The 19,540-nt window shown below is 50.2% G+C and carries 19 protein-coding genes and 1 tRNA gene; 2 read left to right on the forward strand and 18 right to left on the reverse strand.

The annotated features are described in order from the left end of the window. Positions 1-62: 62 nt before the first annotated feature. The 12 genes from C162_RS16820 to C162_RS16875 all read right to left on the reverse strand — a co-directional run bounded on the left by C162_RS16820 (position 63) and on the right by C162_RS16875 (position 12,713). Positions 63-983 (reverse strand): N-acetylglucosamine kinase, encoded by a 921-nt coding sequence (locus C162_RS16820; protein WP_036695669.1) that lies wholly within the window; start codon positions 981-983, stop codon positions 63-65. Positions 984-995: 12 nt separating this feature from the next. Continuing rightward, positions 996-2,558, reverse strand: coding sequence for a glycoside hydrolase family 3 protein (locus C162_RS16825; RefSeq protein WP_036695670.1), 1,563 nt, complete (start codon positions 2,556-2,558; stop codon positions 996-998). Between the two features lie 17 nt (positions 2,559-2,575). Next, positions 2,576-3,718, reverse strand: coding sequence for an exo-beta-N-acetylmuramidase NamZ family protein (locus C162_RS16830; protein WP_036695671.1), 1,143 nt, complete (start codon positions 3,716-3,718; stop codon positions 2,576-2,578). A gap of 1 nt (position 3,719) precedes the next feature. Next, positions 3,720-4,424: a PIG-L deacetylase family protein gene (locus C162_RS16835; RefSeq protein WP_036695672.1), complete on the reverse strand. Its 705-nt coding sequence runs from the start codon at positions 4,422-4,424 to the stop codon at positions 3,720-3,722. 2 nt (positions 4,425-4,426) lie between these two features. Continuing rightward, positions 4,427-5,398 (reverse strand): GNAT family N-acetyltransferase, encoded by a 972-nt coding sequence (locus C162_RS16840; RefSeq protein WP_327196385.1) that lies wholly within the window; start codon positions 5,396-5,398, stop codon positions 4,427-4,429. Next, a complete protein-coding gene (locus C162_RS16845; protein ID WP_051493614.1) occupies positions 5,395-6,618 on the reverse strand; it encodes an anhydro-N-acetylmuramic acid kinase in 1,224 nt (407 codons plus the stop codon). The genes C162_RS16840 and C162_RS16845 overlap by 4 nt, the downstream gene beginning before the upstream one ends. Beyond that, positions 6,615-7,475 carry a carbohydrate ABC transporter permease gene (locus C162_RS16850; RefSeq protein WP_036695673.1) on the reverse strand — a complete coding sequence of 287 codons (861 nt, stop codon included), beginning with the start codon at positions 7,473-7,475 and terminating at the stop codon, positions 6,615-6,617. The genes C162_RS16845 and C162_RS16850 overlap by 4 nt, the downstream gene beginning before the upstream one ends. Positions 7,476-7,492: 17 nt before the next feature. Further along, positions 7,493-8,395, reverse strand: a complete 903-nt coding sequence (locus C162_RS16855) for a carbohydrate ABC transporter permease (protein WP_036695674.1) — start codon at positions 8,393-8,395, stop codon at positions 7,493-7,495. Between the two features lie 115 nt (positions 8,396-8,510). Then, positions 8,511-9,950 carry an ABC transporter substrate-binding protein gene (locus C162_RS16860; protein ID WP_036695675.1) on the reverse strand — a complete coding sequence of 480 codons (1,440 nt, stop codon included), beginning with the start codon at positions 9,948-9,950 and terminating at the stop codon, positions 8,511-8,513. A gap of 22 nt (positions 9,951-9,972) precedes the next feature. After that, positions 9,973-10,878, reverse strand: a complete 906-nt coding sequence (murQ, locus tag C162_RS16865) for an N-acetylmuramic acid 6-phosphate etherase (RefSeq protein WP_036695676.1) — start codon at positions 10,876-10,878, stop codon at positions 9,973-9,975. Positions 10,879-11,581: 703 nt separating this feature from the next. Continuing rightward, positions 11,582-12,445 carry a MurR/RpiR family transcriptional regulator gene (locus C162_RS16870; protein WP_036695677.1) on the reverse strand — a complete coding sequence of 288 codons (864 nt, stop codon included), beginning with the start codon at positions 12,443-12,445 and terminating at the stop codon, positions 11,582-11,584. A gap of 184 nt (positions 12,446-12,629) precedes the next feature. Beyond that, positions 12,630-12,713, reverse strand: a tRNA-Leu gene (locus C162_RS16875). A gap of 180 nt (positions 12,714-12,893) precedes the next feature. Between C162_RS16875 and C162_RS16880 the strand changes: the two genes are divergently transcribed. Then, positions 12,894-13,352: a hypothetical protein gene (locus tag C162_RS16880; protein ID WP_051493616.1), complete on the forward strand. Its 459-nt coding sequence runs from the start codon at positions 12,894-12,896 to the stop codon at positions 13,350-13,352. A gap of 296 nt (positions 13,353-13,648) precedes the next feature. On the opposite strand, the gene C162_RS16885 is transcribed toward C162_RS16880, so the two are convergent. From C162_RS16885 to C162_RS16905, 5 genes are all read right to left on the reverse strand, one after another. Beyond that, entirely contained in the window at positions 13,649-14,326 is a 678-nt protein-coding gene (locus tag C162_RS16885) for an AlkZ-related protein (RefSeq protein ID WP_036695678.1), read from the reverse strand. Further along, the gene (locus C162_RS16890) at positions 14,323-15,114 is read right to left on the reverse strand and encodes an SDR family oxidoreductase (RefSeq protein WP_036695679.1); all 792 of its coding nucleotides are present in this window, start codon (positions 15,112-15,114) and stop codon (positions 14,323-14,325) included. Before C162_RS16890 ends, C162_RS16885 begins: the two co-directional genes overlap by 4 nt. Positions 15,115-15,133: 19 nt before the next feature. Next, on the reverse strand, positions 15,134-15,355 hold the full coding sequence (locus C162_RS16895) for a hypothetical protein (protein WP_036695680.1): 222 nt from the start codon (positions 15,353-15,355) through the stop codon (positions 15,134-15,136). A gap of 131 nt (positions 15,356-15,486) precedes the next feature. Further along, positions 15,487-15,804 carry a hypothetical protein gene (locus tag C162_RS16900; protein ID WP_036695681.1) on the reverse strand — a complete coding sequence of 106 codons (318 nt, stop codon included), beginning with the start codon at positions 15,802-15,804 and terminating at the stop codon, positions 15,487-15,489. Positions 15,805-15,912: 108 nt separating this feature from the next. Further along, entirely contained in the window at positions 15,913-16,482 is a 570-nt protein-coding gene (locus tag C162_RS16905) for a xanthine phosphoribosyltransferase (protein WP_036695682.1), read from the reverse strand. 182 nt (positions 16,483-16,664) lie between these two features. On the opposite strand from C162_RS16905, the gene C162_RS16910 reads away from it, so the two are divergent. Then, entirely contained in the window at positions 16,665-17,798 is a 1,134-nt protein-coding gene (locus tag C162_RS16910) for a YkvI family membrane protein (RefSeq protein WP_036695683.1), read from the forward strand. Here C162_RS16910 and C162_RS36370 read toward each other — a convergent pair. Beyond that, positions 17,785-19,540, reverse strand: a 1,756-nt coding sequence (locus C162_RS36370) for an ATP-binding protein (protein ID WP_036695684.1), incomplete at its 5' end; no start/stop codon positions are given. The genes C162_RS16910 and C162_RS36370 overlap by 14 nt on opposite strands.

Raw genomic sequence — 19,540 nt, forward strand, 5'->3', positions numbered from 1 at the left:
TGTGCCGCAAGTCCAACACTGCCGGACTTATGGCACACCCTTCCTTTGCTTCATTCATAGGATTACCCGTTACTCATTTTTGATTTTCCGAGCAGTACAGCACCATAGGCTGCATTATGAACAGGCATAATCAGCTGGGTCTGCGGGTAGCTGCGGGCAAGCTTCCGCTCTAAGGCCTCTCTTACAAAACGGGATTTCTGCAGCACACTTCCGGCAATTGCAACCTTACTCTCATATAATTTCAGCCGCTCAATCACAGGCACCACAAGCTCAAACAGACCGGCTGCACATTGCTCCGCCAATTTTAGCGCCTGGGCGTCCCCGAGCCCGCATGCTGCCGTCATCACCGGGGCGAGCGCTGCAATATCTTTCTTCGTTGTATTTTTGTGGTAGACAAAACCTATGATCTCTTGCACCGTACCAAGTCCAAGCTGCTTATAGACCAGCGCCGGAATCATCGTATCCGCTGTTCTTCCGTCCTCTGCCTGAACCAGCAGGGACAAGAGCTCACGCCCGATATAATATCCGCTTCCCTCATCATCAATCAGATGACCAAAGCCTCCTGTGCGGTGCCGCTCTCCCTTTTCATTAACCCCGAAGCAAATGGAGCCTGTACCGGCAATGAGAATAATACCCTGCATCGCATTCTGGGCTCCATATAGTGCGGTTTCCTGATCCCCGGTAATCGTTAGCGGCCCGCTATAACCGTTATCTCTCACCTGTTGCTCCAAAAATCGGGCTACTGCCGGATTGCTTACGCCTGCCGCTCCTATACATACATGATTAACTTCCGCAAGGCTTGTGCAGCAGGACCTTATCTGATTAAAAATCTCCCCGAAAGCGGCAGCAATAGCCCCGGCATCGCCGCCATTATAATTAATAGGCCCTGCCGTAAAGGATAGTACAGGCTCTTCCTGATCATCATGAGTAACAATGACAGCTGTCTTGGTGCCGCCCCCGTCCATGCCAACAATAAATGCCATACTGATGTCCCCCTATAGCTGAATCGTAATACTGGCAGCCGGTGTTACCTCACCATTCAGGATGGGAATAAGGGACTTGAATGCATCCGGAGTATATTCAAAGGCTGCAATGCCGCAAAACCCGCCTTCGATTAAAGCTAAATCATACGGCCGGCCCAAGGTAATTGCCGTTACTTTACAGTTTGCTGCCACAAGCTTCTGCACAAGCGCCAGCTGGCCTGTATTTTCACGCGCATTGAACAGCCCGATAACAACATGCTTGTACCCTTCAGCCTTGTGCAGCACTTCGTTAATCTGCTCCTCGTCCGGATCAATACCGATCAGCTCATACGCTGCAGCAAAATGCTCACCCATATACTGTGGGAAGCTAAGCTCTTGATTCACACTGCTGGAGGCCAGGTCGGTCCGGTAGGCATAGGAGCCCACAAACAAGACCTGCCCATCCCCTGCCTGAACGGGCTGGGTCTCACCTTTAATCAGGCAGATCGTTTCCGTACGCATCAGCTCGTTCGCCCGGCGGTGAACTTCGCAGCCCACGATCCCGTAATCCGGTTCCCCAACATGCGTATAGCGGGCTTTATAGGCTAGAATTTTGGCAACAGCTGCATCAATAACCGCTTCATCCAAATCACCCGCCGCTACAGCTTCTTCTATTAAATGAACCGCTTCTTTAACCGTTGCAGGCGTGTGACTGATGAACACCAGATCAATCCCTGCTTTAACGGCTTCGAGTGCACCTTTTGCCGTCCCGTAATAGCGTTTAATCGCATCCATTTCCAGACAATCGGAGACAACCAGCCCCTCAAATCCCAATTTCCCTTTAAGCAGCTCTGTAATAATCGTATAAGACATCGTTCCCGGTACACCAGACGTTTCGATTTGCGGGAATAAAATATGGGCGCTCATGATGGCCTCGGCCCCCTGCCCGATTGCAGCCTTAAACGGCAGCAGTTCAAGCTGCTCTAGCTCCTCCACCGTTTTGTTAATGACAGGCAAGCCAATGTGTGAATCGACATCGGTATCCCCATGACCGGGAAAATGCTTCAGCGAGGACATTACGCCGCCATCGAGCAAGCCCTTCATCATTTGAATCCCGTACTGCGATACCGTCTCAACCGAATCCCCGTAAGAGCGGACGTTGATCACCGGATTGAGCGCATTACTGGTAACATCCATCACGGGCGCAAGATTGAAATTAATGCCTAATGCTTGTAGTTCCCGGGCCGTTATTCTGCCTGCTGCATAAGCATTTTCAGGGCGTCCTGAAGAGGCTATTGCCATGGCTCCGGCTACATTCGTCGCGTCCTTGGGCATCCGGGTCACCCGGCCGCCTTCCTGGTCAATCGTAATAAAGCCCGGAATGCCTGTATGTGTGGTGAACCATTGCTGCAGTTCTGCAACAAGCCCGCCTAATTGATATTTATTGCTGATATTATGGGAGAATAAAATAATATTTCCGACTTTGTACTGCTCAATGACTTCCTTCAGCTCCGGGGACATCTCCGTTGACGGAAAGCCTGTTACGAACATTTGTCCGATTTTCTCACGCAAGCTCATTTGTTCTATCGTTCTCATCCGCTATTCACCATCCGCTAGTGATATAAATGATACTGCTGTTTCATTTCTGCAAATTGCCTGCTGTCCTCTGCAAACTGTTCGAGCAGCTGCTTAGCCTGAATATCCTTCGTCCGGTAGATGCTGCTTCCGCCCAATAAGTCAATAAAAGGACGTGAGCCCTCCTTCACGGGAGGCAGAAATGCAAACGGCTCAAACAAGTCCCTGATCGTAAATAATAAGGTTACGCCTATCTCTAACGGCTTGATCACCTGGCGGTCTGTAATATATAATTGAACGCCGCCGCACAGCTCTCCAGAATGCTTAGAGGACGTTGGTTTGAAATGAACCGGACGGAAATACACGCCTGGAAGGCGCAATGCATTCATCTCATCTGCCAGCTGCTGCGCCTCAATAAAGGGAGCCCCAATCATTTCAAAGGGGAAGGTTGTGCCTCTTCCTTCAGAGCAGTTTGTTCCCTCAAATAGGCAGGTGCCTGTATATAACAGCGCGGTTTCATACCGGGGAATTCCCAGTGAAGGATGAACCCAGGTTAAGCCTGTATCCGGGAAAGACATGCTACGTTCCCAGCCTTCCAGACGAACGACATGAAGCGATGCCTTCCAGTTCATCTGATCATTGGCCATGACAGCCACTTCACCTGCGGTCAGGCCGTACCGGACAGTCAGCTCATAATTCCCGACAAAGGATTTGAAGGCGGGCTGTAGGATATTCCCTTCCACGTTCACCCCGTTCAGCGGATTCACCCGGTCGAGAACAACAAATTCCACGCCTGCCGCAGCACAATCCTCAAGGGCATACAGCATCGTATAAATGAAGGTATAATACCGTACACCAACATCCTGGATATCATACACAAGGATATCTACCTTCTCCAGCATTTCCTTTGTTAAACGTTTGGAATCTTTGCGGTACAGGCTGTAGACCGGAACATTGGTAAAAGGGTCCGTATACGTCTCCACTAATGCCCCTGCATCCAGATCGCCGCGGACACCATGTTCAGGCGAGAACATGGCCGTAAGATTACAATTCTCGTGTAATATCGTAATGGTGGATCTGAAATCTTTGGTAAGCCCTGTCGGCGCGGTAATTAACCCCACACGTTTACCTTTGAACAGATGAAGATACTTCACAATAGAATCAATCCCGTTTAATACCATATCACGCAAGCCCCGATTGTCTGATTTTCATCGTCTCGGCAGGGACCATGAAGGCTTCGGCATAGGTTTTTCTTGCTTCACAGCCCCGGACAACGGCCAACGCTTTATAGTAATCCATATATTTAAAAGATTTGCTGTTCGTCACAAACCAATGCTGGCCTAACGCCTCAATCCATAAATCATAAGCCGCCTGATCAAAATCCACGTATACGTAAGGGACATAGTCCACAGCATCTTCCCAGTTTTCCGAATAATACAGCTTTGCGGCAAAATGAGCAGGAAGCTCACGCTCAAAAGAGGACAGGCTGGCAAAAAACCTTGCATCGTTCACGATATGATGGGTCAGAGCATGATCCTTATGCATACTGTTTCTCCAATGGGTGATGATAATGTCCGGCTTCACGCGGCGGATCACATCGCAGACCTCCAGCCGAATCTCCTGATTGTCTGGCAGCTCTCCGTCACAATAATCAAAAACAACGGCTTCACCGCCCAGCATATCAGCGAAACTCTCTGCCTCTTTGATTTTTTGCTGGCGGTACTCCTTCATATCCTGCCCGGCCGGCACGCCTCTTTCACCTGGAGTTAAAGCCAAGGTTACGATCCGGTCTCCTTTTAAGCTATGGCTGGCCAGTACACCTCCGGACGCCAATTCCACATCCCCAACATGCGCTCCAATCGCTAAGACCGTCAACTTTCCGCTCATCCTTACAGCTCCCTCCGCAATATGGAAAATTGTTTTTCAACAAGAAATCCTGCTTTTTGATAGATTCGAAGAGCCGGGTTATTGCTGCCAGTGAACAAAGAGATATATTGACAACCTGCAGTCTGAAAAGCTTCAACCATCCGGAAAAACAGGACACTGCCCAGACCATGTCCCTCATACTCCGGGTGTACCCCGATCCCGCAAAAAAATGCCCGGCCATCCGGTTCGACCATAATTGGACCTGCAAAACCCACAACCTCACTGCCATGAACTGCCACCACAAGAGGTTCACCATTCTTTACAAATGCTACTACATCCCTCTCCCACTGCGGATTCTGCAGGGCTGCAAGCATGGCTTCAAGCCCTTTATGAACAGCGGGGGCATAATGAGTAACCTGATAGCCTTCTCTGTTTGCTTTGCTTTCTTTGACTGCAATATCTTCAGGAACACTAAAGTCACCCAGCTTCAGGTGCATGCCGCATTGTGTCGCCCGGTCTGTATACCCTCTGGCGATTAAAGCATCATATAACGGCTGGTCTGTACTAATACCCGGGGCATTATTGTGTTCATGCTGCGGTGCGCTTGGAATCGTCCATTTCAGCTTAACAGGGTTAAAGAACAACACCTCCGCCTGACTTTTCCCAAGCTGCCGGAACCTTGTTTCCATGCGCTGCAAAAAGGCATCGTACAGCTCTAAAGAAGCGGCACCCGAATCTATAATTACGGTCGTAATATAGCCCGCCACATCGCCGAGCGGAAGGTCATCCCCGCTGCAGCCGGCTGCAAAACCTACAATCCCTTGTTCATTAAAGCCTACCCACATACACTCCGCATCGAAATAAGCATGATTAATAAATGTGTCCTGAAATTCCTGTTCGGTAAACGGCTTGTAGTCATACTTCGTAGCCTCCCGGTTCCAGAGCGCGACCACTCCAGAAAAATCTTCCATGGAGAAGAGTCTGATTTGCATCATTCCAACCCCCTGTGTTCCGGGTAGGGCCAAGAAATTTTGCCCATGACTACCGGCCGGGAAGCTCCGGTTACCTGAGGGATATTATTCGGCAGACGTCTCATCGTATGATAAGCCAGCACAGCAAAAGCAACGGCTTCCTTGGCATCACTGTTGCCGCCAATATCCTCCTGTGTCAGCACCTGCACTCCGAAGGGAGCAAATAACTGCCGCAAATCGCGCAATAACGTCGGGTTATAGCTCCCTCCGCCGCCAACCAGCAATCGCTGAGCCTGATGCTGCGGGGCAATATAACGTTCATAGCTGTCGGCAATACTCCATGCTGTCAAGCGTGTTACCGTGGCAATTACATCCTCAGCTTTCCAGCGATTCGCCTCCATCATCTGAAGTATTTGAGCAACATATTGTTGTCCAAACCGTTCTCTGCCCGTAGATTTCGGTAAAGGCAGCGTATAATACTCATCCTGCTGCATCCATTTCAAAAGCTGATCAATAACCTCACCGCCCGCAGCAATTTCACCACCGGCATCCATCGTCATTGGCGCAAATAAATGGGATACAAGACCGTCAATAATCATATTTCCGGGCCCTGTATCGTAGGCATACACCTCTTCGGGAGAAGCATTGGCAGGAAGAACCGTTACATTCCCTATTCCTCCAATATTCTGCAAAAGTGATGTTTTCTCCGGATGGTTAAACAATAAATATTCAGTAAAAGGCACCAAAGGCGCTCCCTGTCCATCCATTGCCATGTCAGCAACCCGAAAATCTGATATGCAGGGAATGCCCGTCCGGTTCGCTATCACTGCACCTTCTCCGATCTGTACCGTACAGTGCAGGTTATAGCCGTCCATCCTCTTCTCTTCCGGTGCATGATAGATCGTTTGGCCATGGGATCCTATCGCAAATATTTGGGAAGGCGCAAGCCCGCAGTTGCGGATCACCGACACTACTGCCCGGGCGTATAATTCCCCCAGCCACATGTTCATTGCGCCTACCTTATCCACCGTAGCCTTGGAAGGATCAAACAGCTCGAATATCGAACTTCTGACATGCGCTGGAAACGGAGTATTCTCAAAAGCCAGTAATTCCGTCTTTATTCCATACTCTGTGTCCGTCGTAGACGAAAGTTTAATTACCGCTGCATCAATACCGTCTACCGATGTGCCGGACATCAAGCCAACCAGATAGGTAACATTTACTTCAGCTGGGCCGCCCATCATCCTTTCACCGCTCCGACGGCTACTCCTTCAAGGAAATACTTCTGTAGGCTGAAGAACAAAATAAACATCGGAACGGCAGAAATAGTTGCCCCGGCCATCATAGGTGCAAAGTAAGTGGTATTCGCAAAACGGAAGTTTTTGAGTCCCACCTGAATCGTCTGCATATCCATGGTGTTGGTAACCAGGAACGGCCAGAAGAAGTCATTCCATGCTGCCATAAACGTCAGGATGGCCAGCACGGCCATAACCGTTTTGGACAGCGGCATAATGATATACCAGAAGATTTTAGGCTGGGAGCAGCCTTCGATTTTGGCAGCTTCAATAATTTCCACCGGAATGGAGGACATGAACTGCTTGACCAGAAAAATGTTATACACCGTGACAATGCTCGGCATAATCAGCGCTGTATACGTATTTTGCAATTCAAAAATATTCACGATCAATATATACAGCGGAACCTGGGTGACTTGAGTAGGGATCATCATGGACCCCAGCAGAATAGCGAACAGAATGCCTTTTCCTCTAAATTTCATTTTGGCAAAAGCGTATCCTGCAAGCGTGGCGAAAAATACGTTTGATACCGTAATACAAGCTGCTACAATAAAAGAATTTTTTAACCAATCCCAGGAATGGGCGCTGAAGTTAAAAAAGAATTTATAAGACTCAAAGGAAATCTTTGCCGGGATCAGCGAATAGCTCATTGCGCCAGCTTCTACCGGATCACCGAACGAGGAAATGATCATAAAGTATATCGGGAAAATGGTCGCTGCGGCAAACAGGAGAAGGGCTGTAATGATCAGACCATTACGGGCGAACAGCGATCCTTTGCTTTTGATATTATTGTTGAACAACCCCATAGGTTTCTGCCCCTTTCCTAGTATTCTATGTCTTTACCTAAAATCTTAAATTGGAAGAATGAGATCAAGGCAATAACCGCTGCCAGAAGCAAGGATTGGGCCGCTGCCTCCCCAAACTCGAAATATGTGAACGCATTGTTAAAGATTAACAATCCCACCATGGTTGTGGCATGGTCTGGTCCGCCGCCTGTCATCAGATAAGCGTTCTGGAACACCTGGAAGGAACCTATGACCCCTGTAACCAGCAGGAATAGCGTTGTTGGCTTAAGGAAAGGAATGACAATATACCGCAGCTTTTGCAAAAAAGTCGCCCCATCAATATCAGCTGCTTCATAATAACTGTTATCAATACTGAGCAGTGCAGCCAGATAGATAATGATCGCTGTACCATGACTTGACAGCCAGGACATTAATACAAGTGAAAACATGGCCGTTGCACTCGAACCCAGCCAGTTCTGATTACTGATACCAAAAAGTCCGACCGCTTGATTGGCAATACCTGATTTTAGCGGATCAAAGATCCACAGCCATACGACAGCAAGAGATACCCCTGAAGCTACAGCCGGCAAATAATATACCGCTTTAAATATAGTTTGTGTTTTTTTCTTAAAAGGCATAATCAGAATGGCAACAAGGAAGGACAGTAAAATATTAAATGGAACGGTTAACAGCGTATAGACCAATGTATTTTTCAGCGCTTTCCAGAACAGCTCATCTGAAAAGGAATTGACGAAGTTCTCCAGGCCGACATAAGTGGACCCTAGTGGACGATATTTCTGCAGGCTGATTATAAAGGCATTGATTACCGGATAGGCAGTAAATAAAGAAAATGCAATAAGTGCTACTGCGATAAACGCGTATCCCCAGCCAGAGTCACTTTCGAGCTTCAGCTTTTTTCTTTTGGTCAACAATTGATTCATTGGGCCGCACCTCTCTTCTTCAAAAAAGTACCTTCTGCTTGCCTACATTCAGAAGGAAAGCTGTACGTTTAAGCTTCGTACAGCTTTCACTTCACATGCCGGCCTATATGGCAATCTAGTCAGCGACCACACCATCTTCACCGAAGGATTTGACGGCAGCTGCTTTAACTGCATCATACATCTCTTGCGGGGTAATCTCATCGGCAAGCAATGCCTGCAGTTTAGGAATAATCACTTCTGTTTCAATTTTGAGCGCTTCAGCAGCCTGCTCCGTAGGAATATCTGTGCGGGCCGGGAGCGCTTTGGCCATCATTGCTTTACCTGCAGCTACGTTGTCTTCGTTACGCGGGAATTTTTCAAGCACTTCTGCTTTACGTGCAGACTCGGTAATTGGTGTTAAGAACAGCTCATTACTATAGTTGGCAGCAATCGAACCGGAAGACAGGAAATTCACCGCCAGGGCAATATTTTTGATATGTTCTTCTGAAGGCTCTTTTTTACCACGGAGTGCGATATAACCATCTACTATGGAAGTAGGGATATAATCGGCACCGTTGAAGGTTGGTACAGAAAGTGAAATGTAATCCACTTCGATCGAATCCGCAACAGCTGATCCATCGTTCGCTTTAATTTTCTCATTGTTCAGACGGGCGGAGTTTTCAAATGCCGACAAGCCTTTACCGGTGATCATCGTTTGGCCGGTCAGGAACATATTCCAGCGTTTGCCGGCATCGATGGAGCTTAACTCTTTAGGCATAGAACCATCGTCGATCATTTCACGGATCGCTGTCAGCAGGCCCAGGAATTTTTTGCTTGTATACGTGTATTTGAGGTCCTTGTCGAAGTAATCCGGCAGACCCGCAGTTTTAGCAAGAATAGCCAGGTAATCTTTAGAAGTTACACCGGAGGTCGCGAATACGAAACCGTAACGGCTGGTTTCACCTTTATCATTTTTTACTACGCCTTTTGCAATAGCTTTCCGGAACTCATCATAGGTCCAGCCGTTTTGCTGAATACTCTTCCAGTCAATTCCGGCTTCTTCAAGGAATTGTTTATTACCGCCGATGGTGTGGATTTCCATATACGCGGGCAGGCCGTACTGGGCGTTCCCCAATTGAAAATACTTCATTGGAACTTCGTCATAATCCGCCTTAACTTCGTCAGACAGGACTGGGTTCAGATCGATTAGTACATCTAGTGCTGCATATTTCGAAAGTCCGGAGGCACCGATCCAGGCAATATCCGGAGGGGAGCCTGCATTGACTTGTGTATCCAGCTTTTGTGTCATATCTTCCCAACTCGCCGGTTCGATTTTCAGCGTCAAATTAGGATGCAGTGCATTAAATTCTTTTTCCATATCAGCAAAGCGGGCCTGGTAATTAGCCGATACCGGAGGTAATAATGCAGTTATTGTATCTTTTCCCGCACCGCCGCTGCCTGTGTTTCCGGAATTTGCAGAATCCGCAGTGTTATTTGCGTTCCCTCCACAGGCGGATAACAGCGACATCATCATGATTGCTGACAAAAGCAGCGTTGAACCATTTCTTTTTTTCATCGATAGCAGCCTCCTCGATTTTCTAATTCAATGATAGGATCGCTTGTTTGAGGCGTCCTCCATTTGCTTCAAGCGCTTCTTCTGCCGCCTTTGCATCTAACCCCGTTTTAATCATCATGATGGCCAGCTTACAATTCATTCCTGCTTTTTTAAGTGTCTCTGAGGCGGCTTGGGTCTCTACCCCCGTCGTATTCATAATAATGCGGAGGGAGCGGTCTATCAGCTTGAAATTGCTGGCTTTTAAATCAACCATTAAGTTGTTATACGTTTTCCCTAATTTGACCATAGTACATGTTGTAAGCATATTAAGCACCAGCTTTTGAGCCGTTCCCGCCTTTAACCGGGTCGAGCCGCTAATGACCTCCGGTCCTACAACAGGTGAAATACAAATATCTACAATGGGTTCAAACTTGGAGTCCTTGTTGTTGCACACACCGATGGTAGCTGCCCCAAGCTCCTTCGCCTTCGCCAAAGCTGAAATCACAAACTTGGCACTCCCGCTTGCCGAAATGCCGATAACTACATCCTGCTCTGTCACCCCGATGCTTTCGACTAATGAGATCCCTTCCTCCTCATCGTCTTCACAGCCTTCAACCGCATTCCGTAAAGCAATATCACCCCCAGCGATATATCCTTGTACCAGGGAAGGATCTGTACCAAAGGTAGGAGGACATTCGGAAGCATCCAAAACACCCAATCTTCCGGATGTGCCGGCTCCTATGTAAAACATTCTCCCGCCGGCAGACAGCCTGTTGTGCAGAATATCTACCGCCCTTGCAATCTGCGGAATTTCGTTAGCGACGGCTGCGGAGACCAGAGCATCCTGCTGATTCATTAACTGGACCATTTGTTCAGTTGTACATTCATCAATCATCAGGGTGTCCGGATTCACGGCTTCTGTAGTTAATCCCGCAAGGTAGTCATTCATAGTCATCCTCCTTCTTTTTAAATATAAATTACATATATCTAACAAATGATGTTAGAATACCATACATTTATTAATTTTTATACTAATATATATTCCTAAAACCGTCAATAGATTTTGAAATAAAATTTTATTTATGAATATTATTCCGATTTTTTATTTCAGTGACTTGTATAATCAGTTATATCACATTTATAAAGCGCTTACAATATACAATTTTCACTTTTGTCAAACGTTCTTATCACTTCTTCTGCCGCATCCTTGAAAAACGAGTCATTAGTTTCGCCAAAATCAAACATTCTAAGGTGTAGATAATCTGACATGACTAAGGGAAGAACAAAGCGGCGCAGGATATTGTGAAGCAGATGTGTCTTCAGAAGCCGGCAAACGGCAAATAAGACACCTCCTTTTTGGTTTATGCGCATGATTTAAGTACGACGCTTGGTGAGCACGCTCCGCTGTTAAGAGGGAGAGTATCAAACCCAATTCAAGTGCACATCTGCTCTTCAATTACGTTCGCAGCCCACCTCAGGCGAGATCAGGTGAACTAAACGCAATAAAATAACCCCACAAAGTGGGGATTTAGCTTCGATGATAACTCAGGTACTTTGCGGGGACCCCAAAACATATAAATTCTTGTCTATTAAAAAAAGCATTGACCGATGACCGATCAATGCTTCTTCCAAATTCATGCGCTTCCCAGAACTTAATATCTGAGTTTTTTCTTCAAAATATTATGGGTATTGGTTAAAGAGGTTTTTACCTGCTCGTATTCTGCACTGGCAACCCCGGCAAACAGGATGTCGATGATCGTCAGCATAGCAATACGCGAGCCCATGGCACCACTGCGGATCGTTATTTCAGGGGTAGATATGCTAAGAACAATATCCGCCCGCACTGCAAGCTCGCTTTTGTTGTACCGGGTAACTGCAATACATGTCGCTTTATTCTTCTGGGCAATGATCAGGGCGTCAATAATATCACTGGTTGCACCAGAGTTAGAAATAAAAATGGCAACATCATCTTTGCCGAGCAAGGTTGCTGCAGTAAGCTGGCTATGGCCGTCCGTATAAGCATGACACATCTTGTTAATGCGTGAGAATTTCTGTTCCCCGTCCATACACACGATTCCCGAGGCCCCTATGCCAAAGAAAACAATTCTTTTGCTAAGGCACAGCACTTCTACTGCTTTTGCAATCTCTTTCCGGTCAACCACACTAAGTGTGTCCTCAATGGATTTCATGTTATTGAGTGAAATATTTGAAATAATGGTCGAGAGATCATCACCCGGCTGAATATCTGTATATTGGGCCTTTGCATCCTCATCGCGGGAACCCAAAGAAGCTGATATACTCACAATAAAATTGCGGTATCCGCTGTAGCCCATTGTTTTACAGAACCGCAGGACCGAGGCATCACTTGTTTTACTCGATTGGGCCAATTCTTTAATGGACAAATGGGGAATCTCTTCTTTGTTTTCCAGAATATAATCCCCGACCAGCCGTTCAACCGGAGTAAAGCTTTCCCTCATTTCACGAATCTTGATTAATATATTGTCATTTAAATTCATAATCTACCTACTCAAGATTTAATGAATATCATAGATATTATCATAAACAATACAGGCGGCCTATTTCAATAGCAAAACCATATTGGCACACCTAATTCTTATTATCAATCAGATCTAACCAATCAAAAAAAGCTCCTGAACCGTCAAAAGGACTGATTCAAGAGCTTATTCACTCTTACGGTAATGCGGTCAAGAGGACTCGAACCTCCACGATATTGCTACCACTGGCACCTGAAGCCAGCGCGTCTGCCAATTCCGCCATGACCGCATATTCAGTTGGCTAACTTTCGCAGCCACAAGATAGATCTTACCATGCCAGAATTATGGAGTCAAGTTTATTTTATTGTAAATTGCTATCCATAAATTGCAAGTAAAATATTGCTTTTATTTGCGGATTCGGTGTATAATGAGAACAAAGGTTCGCATACTATAAATGAGGTGATTTATAATGGCGATTACCAAGAGACACCCCCTAAATACACCAATAATCCCTGAGAATATAACCAAAGATGAATTGTCCCTGGTCAGAAGCTATCTGTTGCTAACGTTTATTCATAAAGTATTTGAACGGGACTGCCGCGCCATCGGCAAGAGCGGTCTGTTCAAGACTCCCCAGCTCTACATGGAGCTGGTATCCAGCGCTACCAAGAAGACATCCCTGATGCTGCAGGAGGTTACCCGCGAGCTTACCGCGAACCAGCTCAAGATCAACACTGTGCGCCAGGATCAGCGCGGAGTTACCGCCGAGTATAACTGCCGGGGCTATGTTGGCGAGATCCATATTCTATGGCCCGGCTTCCGTAATGAGATGATGCAGCGTATGCGCGCCTACCTCGGACTGGGTGCCGAGCTTGCCTCCATTCTTCCCCGAGAAGAACAAGCCGAACAGTTAGCCATGACCATCTAAGCTGCCCTTGTGGTGGAATGTACTGCTGACATGAAGAGCCTCGTCCTTTTGCGGACGAGGCTCTTGGTGCGGGTGCAGAACAATATATGATACGTTGGGTGAGCGGCTTGATTAGACTTTGTCGTCTGGAGTACAGGCGGCATACATGTGACCCAGGTACCTTCGCGCGAGCAATTGTAATCGGTTTTTCGATTATATTTGGTCCAGCTACCTCCACGCGAGCAATTGTAATCGATTTTTCGCATACATTGGGCCCAAGCAGCAACCCGGCCTCTTCGTTCGACGCCTGAGGGAACTTACTTCAAGACCTTCTCCAGTTGCTTCGCCCCGGCCTCCGGGAACAGCTTGGCCGTATGCTCCATGATCCGCTCCCTGGATGCCTCGGGCTGATCGCTGTAACGTGAAGTCACATAGTCTGCTCCGAATACATGCTCGCTCACAGCATAACGGCCGATTCCCCAGCCGTAGGGACGGCCATGCTTGTCCTGCTTATACTCGAATTTGCTGGCTGTAATGTAGGTCTGCATCTGGAGCAGTGTCATGGCTGTGTCGAAGCCTTTGGCACCTTTGACCGCGAAGCCGGACAGCGCTTTAAGATCGCTGGAGAGTAGTCCTGCCTCATGCTCTAGCAGCACATCCATGATTCGTTTGCTGGCCATGGAGGCCAGTCCGTCATCATATCTGGCATCGAAATCATAACCGTCCCGGCGGTAATTGGCGAAGTCCGGATACCATTCTCTGCTGATGAACCCGGCCTTCTTGTTAAAAAGCTTCGCATAAGCGATCTCGCCCCCGGCCGCAATCTCCTCGCGCCATTCCCACGGGCCGATTACATCCTTCACGAACCAGTAGCCCGCAGGTGTGCATTCCTCCAGAGAGAAGCCTGCGATCTCACAGCGGAACAAGGGCAGGTACCCGATCTCCCGCACCAGCACGGCCAGTTCCCCGGCGTTCTTAATAACCGGCAGCTTCATGATTGCCCTCCTGGGCGGAAGGTCCAGCCCCCGTCTCCGTGGTAGATCATCTGCTTGCCCATCCCGCCATCGATTGTAATGTTCTCGCCCGTGATGAATCCCGCAGCCTCACTGCACAGGAACAGCATCATAGCCGCGATATCTGCCGGAGTTCCGACCCGTCCCGCAGGATGCTGCAGCCGGTCCGGCTCTGTATGAACCGGTTCCGGCGTTTCCTCCGTACCGTGATAAGCCGTAGTGTCAATCCAGCCCGGGCTGATGGCATTCACCCTAGCCTTACCGGCTAGACTTACACTAAGGGCGTGGGTCAAAGCACCAATCCCACCTTTGGCGGCAGTATAGCTCTCGGTATCCGGCTGCGACATCCGCTCCCGGCTGGAGGAGATGTTCACAATAGAGGCTCCTTGGGCTAAATACGGCTTAAGCCGCAGCGTCAGATAATAAGGCGCTGTCACTCCGATCCGCTGCACATACTCGAAATCCTCATAGCTGCACTCGGACAACAAGCCTTTTTTGCTGATACAGGCATTATTAATAAGGTAATCCACCTGTCCGTAGCGGCTGATTACCTGTGCGGTGAAATCATCCAGCACGGACTGCTGCGCAATATCGCCCGCATAGAAGAACAGCCGCTCTGTGCCATACCGCTCCTCCAGCCAGTGTCCGGCTGCTGAATCTGTATCGATGCAGGCAACCACTGCTCCGGCCTTCAGTAATTCCTCGGTGAGACAGCGCCCGATTCCGCCCGTCCCGCCGGTGACGATCGCTATTTTATTATGATGACTCATCGTGGCCTCCGTTCTCCGCTCATTCTGAGGTATAGGCTTCTGGTCTGGGCTCGCTCACCGGCTGATACAAGTATCTCCGGTCCAGCTTCACCACATGCTTGTTCGGACGCCGGATCATCACCTGGGTCTCGTCCCAGGCCAGCACGATCCCTCTGATATCATTGCTCGCCAGCCCGTCGCGCACGACTCTTACCCGCTCACCGGAAATCCGGTAGGCATCCAGTTGTTCATCACTGATCATAGTATTCTTGCTCCCCTCTCTGTGCTTAGCTTGTCCAATTCAACTCTGAATCCGGTCATGAAAAAGACCCAAATGAGAATCATCCGGGTCTAGTTATCTTTCAAAAGCAATCTGTATGTCTTATGAAGTTCCTATATCAGCGCTTCATTCTTCTCAAACCAGAAGTCAAGAACTTTAGCGGACATCACACGTTGTTCCAGATATTCGACCTGATGCTCTGTGAATGTCTGTCTCCAATTGAACGACAGCTCTTCACACAAACTTGTGATTGTCAACAGCTCTGACCAAGCAACATAACGTTTGTACCAGAAAAACTGAGGATGTTCGATCATATAGGGATACAAATCGTCGAACTCCGTGTGTTTGCAATCCAGCGCACGTTCGAAGTGATCCTTAGCCTCGGTTAGCTTATCAATGAAAAATTGCTCTGTCACCGGTTCTTTCCCCATTGTGACGCCTCCCCTCTCATGTCTAATTTTTATTATAAAGGAAAACTTATAGGGTGGAAAGCAGATGTTTCAAAAATAGGCTATGTTCCTGTTATTGTCACTTCCACCTTATCCAAAAACGATGGTCCCGTCATTAAGGGAGGTAATATCAACAAGGGATTCCAGACGGATTCCCTGTTCCCGGATCGTGCGCGCGCCGGCCTGAAAGCTTTTTTCGACCACTATGCCAAGGCCCACCAGCTCGGCTCCTGAACGCTGGATAATCTTAATCAGGCCGCGGGCCGCGTCGCCGTTGGCGATAATATCGTCGATGAAGAGGATTTTGTCATCCTCCGAGATGAACTGGCGGGACAGCATAATGTCCGTAACAATCCCTTTGGTAAAAGATGGAACCCGTTCGCAAAGTGCGTCTGGATCAGCCAACAGCGTTTTTTTGCGGCGGGCAAACACCAGCGGCACCTTCATCTCATAAGCGGTGGCAAATGCCACGGCAATCCCCGAGGATTCCACAGTCACTACGCGAGTAACTCCAGCCTCAGCAAATCTGCGGGCAAATTCCCGTCCCATTTCCATCGTCAGCATCGGATCGACCTGGTGGTTGAGCAGCCCGTCCAGCTTCAGCACCTGATCGGAGACGACTACGCCTTCCTCCAAAATCCGCTGTTTCAATAATTCCATAATTGTAAACCTCCATTACCCTTTATAATCGCAGACGTTCCACCGAAATCGCACCTGTTCGTCCAGGCGGAAGTCATGTCCCTCTGTTCCTCATCATAACCTGTACTATGCGGACTACACAAGGCTATATCCTTGCAGGCCCCGCGATTATAAACTTCGCAGCATTCATAAGGAGGCTAAGCATGAAGTCACATGTCCGCACATTACAGATCGCTTTCACTTATATCGGCACCATTGTCGGCGCCGGATTCGCTACCGGCCAGGAAATCCTCCGTTTTTTCACCAGATACGGCCACTGGGCGCTGCTGACGATTCTATTCTCTGCCGCTCTCTTTATCTGGCTGGGCACCAAAATGATGATCATCGCCCGGAAAATCTCTGCGGACTCGTATGAGGATTTCAACCGCCACCTGTTCGGAGCCAAGGCCGGGACCATCATCAGCCTGTTCACCATGATTATTCTAATCGGGGTGAACAGCATCATGCTGGCAGGCGCCGGGGCGATCTTCAAGGAGCATCTCGGCCTTCCCTATCAGGCGGGGCTGCTTCTGACTATCCTCGGATCTTACTTGCTGCTGAAGCGCGGCATTTCTGGCATTCTGCAGATCAACAGCCTGGTGGTGCCCCTGATGCTTACTTTGTCGCTGATCCTTGTCTGTAATACACTGGGTGTTGCGGGAGCCGAACGCTTCCTCTTCCTGCCCACGGATTACAGCAGCATCAATGCCTGGATCTCTCCGCTGCTCTATACCTCGTTCAACCTTGGCATGGCCCAGGCTGTGCTGGTTCCGCTAGCCCGTCATACGGATGATGAACATGCGCTGGTGCGCGGCGGTATTCTGGGCGGAGCGGGCATCGGTTTCATGCTGCTGGCGGCCCATTTTGCCATGAGCTCGCAGATGCCGGGCATCCTGCAGTTCGAGATTCCAATGGGAAGCATCGCCATCCGGCTGGGTCCGGTGGTGCAGATGATTTTTCTGCTGCTGATCTTCATGGAAATCTTCAGCACCTTCGTTGCGGGGATCTACGGTGTAAGCGTACAGCTCCAGCAGCGTCTCCCGGTTGCCCCTGCGCTGGTCGCCCCGCTGCTAATGCTGATCTGCTATGTGTTCAGCCAATTCGGCTTCAGCTCGCTGCTGGGCATCTTCTACCCGATCTTCGGCGCGCTGTGTCTGATATGGGTGGTCATGCTCGTGCGTTCCCCCATATCTCCGCCGCCAGGGCAGGGCAAGCCCCCAACAGGAGGTGCGGGCGGCAAAAAGCAGGGGATCACGATTGTCAGCATCAAGCCTGCCATCCGGACTACACGGAAATAACTGCTGCAGCAGGAATGATACCCGCCACAGCTTCGGCGACGTGGCGGTGGCAGGTCATCATGACGATCTGCCGGGAAGCCGACAGCTCACCAAGCAGAGCCAGGGCCGCGTGAAGCCGGTGTTCATCGAAATTAACGAAGAGATCATCGAAGAACAGCGGCAGATTCACCTTGCTGCTCATTGTTTCTGCCAGTGCCAGCCGGATCGCCAGATACAACTGCTCCGCGGTTCCCCGGCTGAGCAGCCCGCTGTCCAGCAGTCCGGCATCCTTATGTTCAGCCTTCAGCTCCTTATGCCCCAGCGTCATCACGATCCGGCGGTATTCCCCGTGCGTGAGCTTCGAGAAATACACGGAGGCCAGCTGCAGCACCTGAGGCTGCTTCTCCTGCTCATAGATCCGGCGCGTCCGGCCCATCAGCTCGGCCGCCAGTGCCGTTACCGCATATTGCCCCGCCAGATTACGCAGTGACGCCCGTTGCTCCTCCAGCTGCTGGAGGGCAGTGTCTTCCTTGCCGCGCTCTGTCAACGCTTCCCGTTCCTGCAGCAGCTTGCCGCGCTGCTCAAGCAGTGCGCTCCGCTCCTCTTCAAGCTCGGCCGCCGCTTCTTCCGCAGCCTGACGCTCCTGTGCAAGCCGCCTGGCGTCCAGATGCTCCAGCAGACTCAGCAGCTCTGCCCGGCCTTTGTCATCCCATCCGCTGAACATCGCCAGCTCCGATTGACGCACAGACCGCGTGACCTCTATCCGTCTCAACCACGCTGAGGAACGGCGCAGGAACTGTTCTCCGTTCTCAGCACCGCCTTCCTCCAGCAGCTTCGAGCACCGCAGGTTCAATTCCGCCTGCTCCTTGTGATTCGCTGCCAGCTCCTCCCGGACTTCAGCCAGCCGTGCCTCCACACTCTCTGCGCGCAGCAGCTCAGCCTTCAGCTGATCCCACTCCTTCTTCCGTAGCTCCAGCCAGGTTAAGAGGGCGGCTGGGGTAGGGTGGCGGGTATCAACTGGAGTGGCGGGTGGATGCTGGGTAGTAGGATTGGTGACGGGGAGCGGGTGCTGCTCAGCTATAAAGGGAATATAATCTAGCCGTCCGGTCCCAGCAGCCGCCAGCAGCTTCAACCCTTCCTGCTCATAGAGCGCACATTCCGCCGCCAAGCCGCTCAGCCGCGCAGACCATTTGGCCTCCTGGCGCAGCAGCTCATGGCCCTGCTCTGCCAGGGCGAAGATATCCGGCAGGCCGTCCGGCGACAGCCCTTCGGGGAGTCTCCGCTGACGCAGCCATTCTTCGTAGCGTACCGCCAGCCCCGTGAAGCGGGCCTCCGCTTCCTCCAGCTCGCCGGTCAGCACCTGCTCCTGTCCGCTCAGCTGCGCAAGCTCCGTCCGGCAGGCCTCGGCCTCAGCCGCCTGCCGGTCTACGCGCTGGCGCCAGGTGCCCCAGGCCTCCATCAGTCGGCGCAGCTCGCGCATCCCGGCCTCCAGCCCGCCTGCGTCAGGGCTGGACGCCTTCCCGCTCTCCCGCTCCGCGCCGGAGAGCAACAGCCCGCGCAGCCGCAGCATCTCCGCTGCGGCCTTGCCCGCCTCCCCGCCGCCGGGCTCCGGCGGGGACCCCGCCGCCCCCGCTGCGCGCAGGGCGGCCCAGAGCCACAGGTCCGCTGCGGCCAGCAGGCCGAGCGCGGACCATACGCTGACCGGCGGTGCGCCGGTCAGCCACAGCGCAGGCGGCAGCAGCAGCGTAAGCGCTGCGCCCGCC

Origin of the sequence: Paenibacillus sp. FSL R7-269, from assembly GCF_000517865.1 — a bacterium.
GTDB lineage: Bacteria > Bacillota > Bacilli > Paenibacillales > Paenibacillaceae > Paenibacillus_AQ.